The 9,333-nt window shown below is 40.3% G+C and carries 7 protein-coding genes; 5 read left to right on the top strand and 2 right to left on the bottom strand.

Going from position 1 to position 9,333, the window contains the following annotated elements:
* Positions 1-133: 133 nt before the first annotated feature.
* On the bottom strand, positions 134-256 hold the full coding sequence (locus AC33VI_RS11860) for a hypothetical protein (RefSeq protein WP_491782472.1): 123 nt from the start codon (positions 254-256) through the stop codon (positions 134-136).
* Between the two features lie 274 nt (positions 257-530).
* Here AC33VI_RS11860 and AC33VI_RS11855 point away from each other — a divergent pair, with 274 nt between their 5' ends.
* Together AC33VI_RS11855 and AC33VI_RS11850 are read left to right on the top strand one after the other, a co-directional pair.
* Positions 531-1,601 (top strand): potassium channel family protein, encoded by a 1,071-nt coding sequence (locus AC33VI_RS11855; protein WP_491782471.1) that lies wholly within the window; start codon positions 531-533, stop codon positions 1,599-1,601.
* Positions 1,598-3,301, top strand: a complete 1,704-nt coding sequence (locus tag AC33VI_RS11850; protein ID WP_491782470.1) for an ammonium transporter — start codon at positions 1,598-1,600, stop codon at positions 3,299-3,301. Before AC33VI_RS11855 ends, AC33VI_RS11850 begins: the two co-directional genes overlap by 4 nt.
* Positions 3,302-3,317: 16 nt before the next feature.
* On the opposite strand, the gene AC33VI_RS11845 is transcribed toward AC33VI_RS11850, so the two are convergent.
* Positions 3,318-4,862 (bottom strand): mercuric reductase, encoded by a 1,545-nt coding sequence (locus AC33VI_RS11845; protein WP_491782469.1) that lies wholly within the window; start codon positions 4,860-4,862, stop codon positions 3,318-3,320.
* Between the two features lie 251 nt (positions 4,863-5,113).
* On the opposite strand from AC33VI_RS11845, the gene AC33VI_RS11840 reads away from it, so the two are divergent.
* The 3 genes from AC33VI_RS11840 to AC33VI_RS11830 all read left to right on the top strand — a co-directional run bounded on the left by AC33VI_RS11840 (position 5,114) and on the right by AC33VI_RS11830 (position 9,001).
* Positions 5,114-6,514 carry an NAD-dependent malic enzyme gene (locus tag AC33VI_RS11840; protein WP_491782468.1) on the top strand — a complete coding sequence of 467 codons (1,401 nt, stop codon included), beginning with the start codon at positions 5,114-5,116 and terminating at the stop codon, positions 6,512-6,514.
* A 102-nt stretch (positions 6,515-6,616) separates the two neighbouring features.
* A complete protein-coding gene (locus tag AC33VI_RS11835) occupies positions 6,617-7,456 on the top strand; it encodes a M15 family metallopeptidase (RefSeq protein WP_491782467.1) in 840 nt (279 codons plus the stop codon).
* Between the two features lie 327 nt (positions 7,457-7,783).
* Complete coding sequence (locus AC33VI_RS11830) at positions 7,784-9,001, top strand: hypothetical protein (RefSeq protein WP_491782466.1); 1,218 nt, start codon at positions 7,784-7,786, stop codon at positions 8,999-9,001.
* Positions 9,002-9,333: the final 332 nt, after the last annotated feature.

Below are 9,333 nucleotides of genomic sequence, written 5' to 3'. Positions count from 1 at the left end.
GATGGGTACTAAAGCTAATATTATCCCCATCGAACCAGACGAACCTCATATCCAATTTGCTAGAATGATTAATAAAACCGTACGAGATTTGACTCAAGTTTTTCCTAGCTATTGGTTGCCCTAAAATATTTTTTTAGTGCGATCGCTCTGTGGTTTTAATCAAAAAGCAATCGCCCGTTTTCTCAACGCTATAGGAACTGGGGATAGTCACCAAACCCCTATTTTCCAGAATCCGATTGCCAGCTTTAGCAGGCATAGATATTTTAAGTCGATGTTTGACAGTTTTTCAACCGAAAGAAGCCACAGCAACCGCCAAAATTGGCCAAAAGAATTTAAGAGAATTATTCATACGAGATTAATTTATAGTCAATACTATAGTACTTAAAATTAGAGCGAAAGAAGATAGACTTATTAAAGAATTGAAATTGGTATTAATATAGTATCTTTGAATACAAAACTTTCCACAAGACTAAGATTACATAACCTGTAGCGATCTTTATCGGCTAATTGAGAATAAATCAGCTAGGAAAATGCACAACTCGTTTATCAAAATTGCGATCGGGACTGCATTTTTCATTCTGACGATTATTGTTGCTGTCATTGGATATTTACTATTTGGCTGGACAACCCTCGAAGCCATCTACATGGTGGTAATTACAATTTTTGGCGTGGGTTATGGAGAAGTCAAGCCTTTAGAAACCGCACCAGAGAAAATTTTTACTATTTTTGTGATTCTCGCAGGTACTTCGTCAGCATTGTATATTGTAGGAGGTTTTGTACAAATGGTGGCAGAAGGAGAAATCACCCGTGCCTTTGACGCGCAACGGAAACGCAATACTATCGCTAGCCTAGAGAATCATACTATTATCTGTGGCTACGGACGTATCGCCCAAGTAATGGCTAGCCAATTAGCCAAGAAGGCACAAACATTTTTGATTATCGATCACGATAGCCAAAGAATTGCTCTGGCTGAAGAACGAGGATTTTTGGTTAAGGCAGGAGATGCCACCGATGAAGATATTTTAGAAGCAGCAGGAATTAAAAATGCTGGGGTTTTGGCAACCGTCTTACCCGATGATTCGACCAATGTATTTATCAGTCTAACCGCTCGCGAACTCAATCCAGACCTGTTAATCATTGCCAGGGGTAATTTACCCAGTACGGAGAAAAAACTGCGTCTGGCGGGGGCAGATCATATTATTTCTCCTGCGACTGTCAGTGGCATTCAAATGGCAAATTTAATTACTCGCCCTAGTAGTAGCGATTTCCTAGAGCAACAAGATCGCCATCATTCTCTTAATGAGTTACTAGCTCAAATCGATGTGAGAATGGAGGAATTAACCATCCCTTCTCATTCTTCTTTGGTAGGCAAAACCGTAGGAGAGCTAGAAATTCGCGGTAAAGGAGCATTTATTTTAGTAGCTTTGCGTCGCAGTAGCGGGGAATTAGTGACTCATCCCCATTCATCAATGATGTTAAACAGTCAAGATACTTTAATCGTTTTGGGTCAGGAAGAAAAATTACCTAAATTTGCTCGTTATTATCAGTTAAACCATACTCTACAGTCCAAGATATCAAAGGAAAGGATACTAAACAGATGACGATCGATCTACTTTGGATATTACTTTGTTCTGGTTTAGTATTTCTGATGCAGGCAGGATTTATGTGTCTGGAATCGGGCTTAACCCGTGCCAAAAATAGTATTAATGTGGCGGTCAAAAATGTTGCCGATTTTGGCATATCCGTAGCTTTATTTTGGGTATTTGGCTACGGGATTATGTTTGGGACTTCTCAGATAGGATGGTGGGGTACAAATCTATTTTTACCCTCCTCACAACAGGAATCGGCTAAGGCGATCGCTTTTTTTATTTACCAAGCAATGTTTTGCGGTACTGCCACGACAATTATTTCTGGGGCAGTAGCCGAACGTCTTAAGTTTAGTGCCTACCTGATTATTGCGGTTTTGGTGTCGGGCTGTATCTATCCCCTATTCGGTCATTGGGCTTGGAATGATGGGGGCTGGCTCAAGGAATTAGGTTTTGTCGATTTTGCAGGCAGTACTGTCGTCCATGGGTTAGGGGCATTGGTCAGTCTAGGTGCTTTGATTGTCATTGGTTCTCGTCAGGGTAGGTTTGAACCACCTGACAAGGTGAATAAAATTCAGGGAACAAACTTGCCTTTTTCGGTTTTGGGAGCGTTGTTACTCTGGGTAGGTTGGCTGGGTTTTAATGGCGGTAGTACCTTTGCTCTAGACGATCGCGTTCCTGGAATTATTCTCAACACTACTATTGCAGGAGTTACGGGGGTGTTAACGGCTTTGGTTTACAGTCAGTGGCAGCATCAAAGGGTGGAGGTAGAAGAGCTAATTAATGGCTTGATCGCTGGTTTGGTAGCAATTACCGCCTGTTGTAATTTAGTGACGACCCCTTTAGCTGCGATTGTCGGTTTGACGGGAGCAATAGTAGCCCAATTGGTATCCCAATCTCTTAAATATTGGCGCATTGACGATGCGGTGGATGCGGTAGCAGTTCATGGCGGGGCTGGCATTTGGGGAACTCTTTGTGTGGCACTATTCGGTCAATTGGAATTGGTAGCTACAGGGTTAAATCGCCTGAGTCAATTGGGGATACAGTTATTGGGGATTGGAGTAGTCTGTGGTTGGGGATTTGGCGTTACCTATATTTTGCTCAAGCTAATTGATTCTTATTTTACTTTGCGAGTATCCTCAGAAGCCGAAGAATTGGGTTTAAATATCTCAGAACATCAGGCTAAAACCGATACCTATGAATTGTTTCAGGTGATGGATTTACAAGCCAAAACCCAAGATCTAAGTTTGCGAGTCCCCGTGGAAGCTCATACTGAAAATGGGCATATTGCCACCCGCTACAATCAATTGATGGATGCACTAGAAAAAAATCATCGAGAGTCGGCTGAGTCTTTGGAAGAACTATATGCGGTAACTGCCACCATAGTCGCAGCAGTAGAAAATAGCAGATATTCCCCCACCGATTTTGCTAGCTTTGCCACTCGTTCCGATGAATTGGGAATTTTGGCTCGGATGTTACAACAAATTGTCGCAACTATCGATGCTCAGCAGCAAGATTTAGAGGGAATGGCAGAAAAATTAGCTACATCTACCCTACAGCAGCAAAATCTCATTATCCAGGTTCTCCAACAAAGATTTGATAATCTTCCTCCAGAAACAATCGAGGAAGTTAAGTCAGTTCGCGATGCAGACAGTTTAAATCAATTATTGCAAAAGGCGATCTCGTGCGATCGCCTTGATAATTTCTGCAAATAGAATTAAAAATTAGACTTTAAGACAATTTATACAAAAAACCGAGCAGTTTCTTGGTTTTTTCGGTTAATAAGGTGCGACGATAAGTATCTGCCGCTTGCTTGATAGCACTAGCTTGGGTGGGATAGGGATGAATGACCGTAGATAGTTTGCTCAAACCCATTCCGCCAATCATGGCAGTGGTAATTTCGCTAATCATTTCTCCCCCATGACGGGCGACGATAGTAGCACCCAAAATCTTGTCCGATCCCCGCTCGTGCAGAATTTTAAGAAAGCCTTCCGTTTCCCCATCGGCTAGGGCGCGGTCTACATCATCAAAATCAATTTTAATCGTATTGCAATCTATTCCCTTAGCTTGGGCTTCTTGCTCGTACATTCCCACATGAGCAATTTCAGGATCGCTAAAGGTTACCCAAGGCATAATCAGATCGCTTAATTTAGATTTACCCAAGCCAAAAGGAGAAAACAAAGTATTTTTGATGACAATTCTGGCTGCTGCATCGGCAGCATGGGTAAATTTCCAATTCATGCAGATATCCCCTGCCCCATAGATTTTAGGATTGGAAGTTTGCAAATTATCGTTAACCTTGACACCTTTTCTGGGGTCGTATTCTACCCCCACAGTTTCTAAATTGAGACTTTCAACATTGGGCTGTCTTCCCGCACCTGCCAAAATTTCGTCTACAATTACTGATTCTTGTCCCCCATTACCTCGATAACTAATTACTTTACCTTCAGGGCTATGTTGGACATTTTCTAACTGCGCGCTTAATACTAAGCGAATGCCTTCGTTAACAAATGCTTTTTGTACTACTTCTGCTGCATCGGGGTCTTCCTTGTTTAATAAATGAGAACCTTTGTGAAATAAAATTACTTTGCTACCCAAACGGTGAAAACCTTGAGCTAACTCACAGCCGATAGGTCCTCCACCAATGACAGCCAATCTTTGGGGTAATTCGGTTAAAGAAAAGACACTTTCGTTGGTTAAATAGCCTACTTCTTCTATACCTTCAATTTTGGGTCGAACAGCCCGCGCCCCAGAAGCAATAACCGCTTTTTTAAACTTTAGAGTTTGTCCCCCTACAGCAATAGTATCTTTACCACTAAAACTAGCTTCCCCAAAAAAGACATCAACTCCTGCTTTCTTTGCTGCTACCGCCGAATCTACGGGACTAATTTTTGTCCTGACTTTACGCATTCTTGCCATCACCGCAGGAAAATCAACGGTAATATCTTCTGGAGGCTGCACTCCATAGGGGGATGCTTCCTTCATATCTGCAACGACACGAGAAGAGCGAATCAAACATTTAGAAGGAACGCAACCAACATTCAAACAATCCCCTCCCATTAAATTCTTCTCAATCATGGCAACTTTTAAGCCAATACCGAGTCCTGCTGCCCCTTTTGCCGTGACTAGTCCTGCCGTACCTGCTCCAATCACTACTAGATCGTAACAATCGGCAGGTTGAGGATTTGCCCAGTCTGGTGGATGAACGTTTGCCAGTAATTCCTGGTTATATTCATCCATTGGTGCAATGCTTACTGCATGGTCTTGATTATTCATAAATTTAGGCTTGAGCGATCGATAGATATATGATTAGAAACTAAAGCGATCGTTAAGAAAGTATGGTTTTTAGGGATTTTAGAATGGGATAAATCTTCCGAATTTTAAACGATCTACTTGGAAAATGACTATCAGTTTAAAGTATAAAAAAAGAATCTTAAACCTAACTGAGATTAAAAGAATCAATTTTTCAACTAACTATTGCCTGAAAAAGTTTTAAAATAGTCTACTCTCCAATACATACATTAACAATGGTAGAATTAAATCCCAGTGCTAGTTTTAGTCTGAAAATCGAACTAGAAATTCCCAATCGTCCTGGTGCGTTAGCCTCGATTATGAGTACGATCGCCTCGTTAGGTGGTAGTTTAGGCGATATCGTATTGCTACAACGAAATCTTAAATATACCCATCGCGAACTAACTATAGATGCTTCGAGTACCGAACAAGGGGATAAAATTATCGCAGCGATTAAAAGCCTCCCCAAGGTTAAAGTAATTAGCTACGACGATCGCACTTTTGCCGTCCATCAAGGGGGGAAAATTTCGGTTGAGAGCAAACTTCCCCTTCATTCTCAATCAGATTTGGCTATGGCATACACTCCAGGGGTGGGTAGAATTTGTCGGGCGATCGCTGAAGACCCAGAACAGGTTTATAATTTGACTGTTAAAAGTAATACTGTGGCAGTAGTTACCGATGGTAGTGCGGTGCTAGGACTGGGTAATCTTGGTGCTGAGGCTTCTTTACCCGTTATGGAAGGAAAAGCTCTACTTTTCAAAGAATTCGCAGGAATTGATGCTTTTCCCATTGCCTTAGATACCCAAGATACTGAAGAAATTATTAAGGCAGTTAAGCACGTTGCTCCCATATTTGGGGGGATAAATCTAGAAGATATTACCGCCCCTCGTTGTTTTGAAATCGAACGCAGACTGCGCCAGGAGCTAGATATTCCCGTTTTTCATGACGATCAGCATGGAACTGCCATTGTGGTCTTAGCAGCCTTGTATAATGCGCTTAAATTAATAGGTAAATCGATTTCTGAAATTAAAATAGTGATTAACGGTGCTGGGGCTGCGGGAATTGCGATCGCCTCATTGTTGAAAAAAGCAGGAGCGAATCAAATCGTTCTTTGCGATTCTAAAGGAATTATCTCTCAACAAAGAAACGATCTTAACTCTCAAAAACAGGAATTTGCTGTGGAAGCTGCGGGCAAACTAGCGGATGCCATGGAAAATGCCGATGTATTTTTAGGAGTAAGCGCCCCTGGAGTGGTAACTCCCGAAATGGTGGATACTATGAACGAGCAACCAATTGTTTTTGCCATGGCAAACCCGATTCCTGAAATTCAACCAGAATTAATTTATGAAAATGTGGCAGTTATGGCAACAGGGCGCAGCGATTACCCCAATCAAATCAATAATGTGTTAGCCTTTCCAGGAGTTTTTCGGGGTGCATTAGATTGTCGAGCTTCGGCAATTACCACTAATATGTACCTGGAAGCTGCCAAAGCGATCGCATCTTTAGTAGATGATACCGATCTAGATCGAGAGCATATTATTCCTTCTGTTTTTGACTCTAGAGTATCTAATGCAGTAGCCCTGGCTGTATGTCTAGCTGCTCGACAAGATAAAGTGGCTCAAAAGTTACCAGACTAGTAATATAGCTGATTTTTTTTAGAATGACTATACTTTAGAACTAGAAATTTTCTGTTTCTTGTTCCCTGTCTCAATTATGTAATCTATTTTGCACGACATTTTATGGATGAGATAGAAATTCCAGAGGCTATTCGAGAAAATATCGAATTACCGCAAAAATCCCGCCAAAGTTTATCCCTATTGCCGATCCTGGGCGCGTTATTTTTGTTCGGGGTAGTTGGTTTATTATCGACATTTTTTCTGTCCACCAAACCCGAAACTGTTGCCCCAACAGCCGAGCAAACTCCTAGTAAATCTTCTCCGACTCCCCAACCGAAAAGCGCGAATCAACCGAAAACTAATACCGATAATGTCAACACTTCGATGGGAGATGCTGGGGAAACTTTAGCATCTCCTTCGATTAATCGAGAAATATCTCAACCCCAAGCACCCAAACAAAATTTATTGGGTCATTTACCCTATGAAGTAGCCCAAATCGACTCTTTGGAGGCAATTACCGCCGATAATAGATTAAAATTGCGTCCTGCTGCTGCTCGTAAATTCAAACAAATGCAAGCAGATGCCAGGGCAGAGGGAATAATTTTAACTCCGATTTCTGCTTTTCGCACGGTGGAAACCCAAGAATACTTATTTTTTGACGTTAAAGAACAAAGAGTTCAAGATGCTGCGAAAAGAGCCGAAGTTAGCGCGCCTCCAGGTTATAGCGAACATCACACGGGTTATGCGATCGATATTGGGGATGGGAATGCTCCTGCCACCAATTTGGAAACGAGTTTTGCGGAAACTGCTGCTTTTCAGTGGTTAGAAAAAAATGCCTTGAAGTATAGTTTTGAATTGTCTTTTCCTGCTAATAACGATCTTGGAGTTAGCTATGAGCCTTGGCACTGGCGTTTTGTGGGCGATCGCCATAGTTTGGAAACGTTTTATAAAGATAGGAATTAATTAAGAACTTTTCCGCTCGAAGATTTTTTGATTAATTATAAGTAAAGATTTTAGATGCAAGAGCTATGTTTTCATGGTTCTTGTATTTTTTTATTGAAAACTATTAGCAATTTATAAATATATAGGGTTAGTTCAAAATATATCTAAAAAACAAAGTTTTGATTTTGTTTTTATGTGTTCCTCATTATCAGTATTATTACATTTTTTTTCGCTGTATTATACAATTACTACACAATATAAATCCTATTATTTGAAAGATAATATTAACTTACAGAGTTAGTTTCAAAACCATGAGGGGATTACTGTCTAACTAAAGAAAATAAAAATATGAGAATTGAAAATTTAAGAAAAGAAATTCAAGCAGATAAAATTAGAATAGTTGCTGAAGTTATCTGGGAAAATTGCGATCGCCCGACTCAAGAGATTTATTTTGAAACTACTACTGAATTTGAGTCTGATTTTCACCTCAATCCTAATACTTTTTTGCTGGCTTGTACCCTTCCAGCAATGCGTTATGGAGAAACCAGAATAGCTTTGTCAGAACCAATTTGTTCTGAAGTTAGGGATGGTTTAATTAATGCCATGAAATGCCTCATCCAATGGCATCAAGGCAGTCGCCAAGTAATTGATATTCAAGCACCTATCCAAAGGGAAGTATCTTTTATCGATAAACCCAAACGAGCGGGGGCTTTATTTTCAGGGGGAATAGATGCTTTAGCAATGTTGCGAGACAATCATCTAAATTTTCAACCGAATCATCCCCGTCGCATTCAAGACGGTATATTAGTTTACGGAATTTTGCAGGGAGAAACCGAATCCGATCCTAGTTTTCAAAATGTAATCGATGCTGTTTCCGCCGTAGCCCAAGATGCGGGAATTGGTTTAATTCAAGTGTCTACCAATGCTTATGCTAGCTTTAGGGATTTAGATCCAGATTTTAAATTTTGGCGACTAGAATATATTGGCTCTTTCTTAGCTGCGGTTGCCCATAGCTTTGCACCTAGATTTTCGACTATTTCTATTGCTTCTACCTACGATTATGCCAATTTAGATCCCTGGGGTTCTCATCCTTTGCTCGATCCTTTATATGGCAATATGGGCTTACAAATTCGCCATGAAAATCCTGCTTTATCCCGTCTCGAAAAAACCAAATTAGTCGCAAAATGGGATGTAGCTTTAAAACACCTACGAGTTTGTAATGAAAAATCTAGCTATAGTCAAGGTAATTACAATTGTGGAAAATGCGATAAATGCGTTAAAACTATGACAGCATTATTAGCATTAGGAATGTTAGATAAGACTGCTACTTTTAAAGAAAAAGATGTTTCTCAAGAGTTACTAATTAATAGTTGTTATCTCAGCGATGCCTATGGGGAAAGTACTTATTTGGAACTAATCGAACCCCTAAGAAAATTAGGTCGTCAAGATTTAATCGAAGGTATCGAGCGTATAATTCGTAGATATCACGAACGGGATTTAAAAGGTTTAATTAAGCGACTCGATCGCCTCTTTTTTGCAGGTAATTTAGCTAAAGCTCTAAGCTAAGTGAGTTCTACCAGTCCCAAAAATCATCTACTTTACGCCTAGTGTGAATTAGCTTCGTTGAGAAGTTATTATCCTTCTTTTATCACCCTATAGTCATAAAAGAGGGATTAATTCGTAGCTATTAGCCTTTAGCCTTTAGCTTTTAAAGCTATTCAAGAAGACATCATTTACAATTTGATTTACGTAATTGCTTAGTTTAAAAGACTGTTTGTAAAAGAAATATTAAATAACAATAATGGATGCGCCCTACCTTTGTTTTAAAGAGTGGATCGCAAAGATCGCACTCTTTGAATAAATCAGGAATACTTTCCCCCAGTCTCCCCGTCACCCAG

It is taken from the genome of Waterburya sp. (assembly GCF_058530065.1).
The sequence above is the reverse complement of the archived record's forward strand: the minus strand, read 5'-3'. Positions and strand labels throughout refer to the sequence as shown.

What these genes read in the sequence shown, in the direction of transcription:
- AC33VI_RS11860 (WP_491782472.1), bottom strand. Translation starts at nt 256, where the DNA reads ATGCCTGCTAAAGCTGGCAATCGGATTCTGGAAAATAGGGGTTTGGTG.
- AC33VI_RS11845 (WP_491782469.1), bottom strand. Translation starts at nt 4,862, where the DNA reads ATGAATAATCAAGACCATGCAGTAAGCATTGCACCAATGGATGAATAT.
- AC33VI_RS11830 (WP_491782466.1), top strand. Translation starts at nt 7,784, where the DNA reads ATGAGAATTGAAAATTTAAGAAAAGAAATTCAAGCAGATAAAATTAGA.
- AC33VI_RS11835 (WP_491782467.1), top strand. Translation starts at nt 6,617, where the DNA reads ATGGATGAGATAGAAATTCCAGAGGCTATTCGAGAAAATATCGAATTA.
- AC33VI_RS11855 (WP_491782471.1), top strand. Translation starts at nt 531, where the DNA reads ATGCACAACTCGTTTATCAAAATTGCGATCGGGACTGCATTTTTCATT.
- AC33VI_RS11840 (WP_491782468.1), top strand. Translation starts at nt 5,114, where the DNA reads ATGGTAGAATTAAATCCCAGTGCTAGTTTTAGTCTGAAAATCGAACTA.
- AC33VI_RS11850 (WP_491782470.1), top strand. Translation starts at nt 1,598, where the DNA reads ATGACGATCGATCTACTTTGGATATTACTTTGTTCTGGTTTAGTATTT.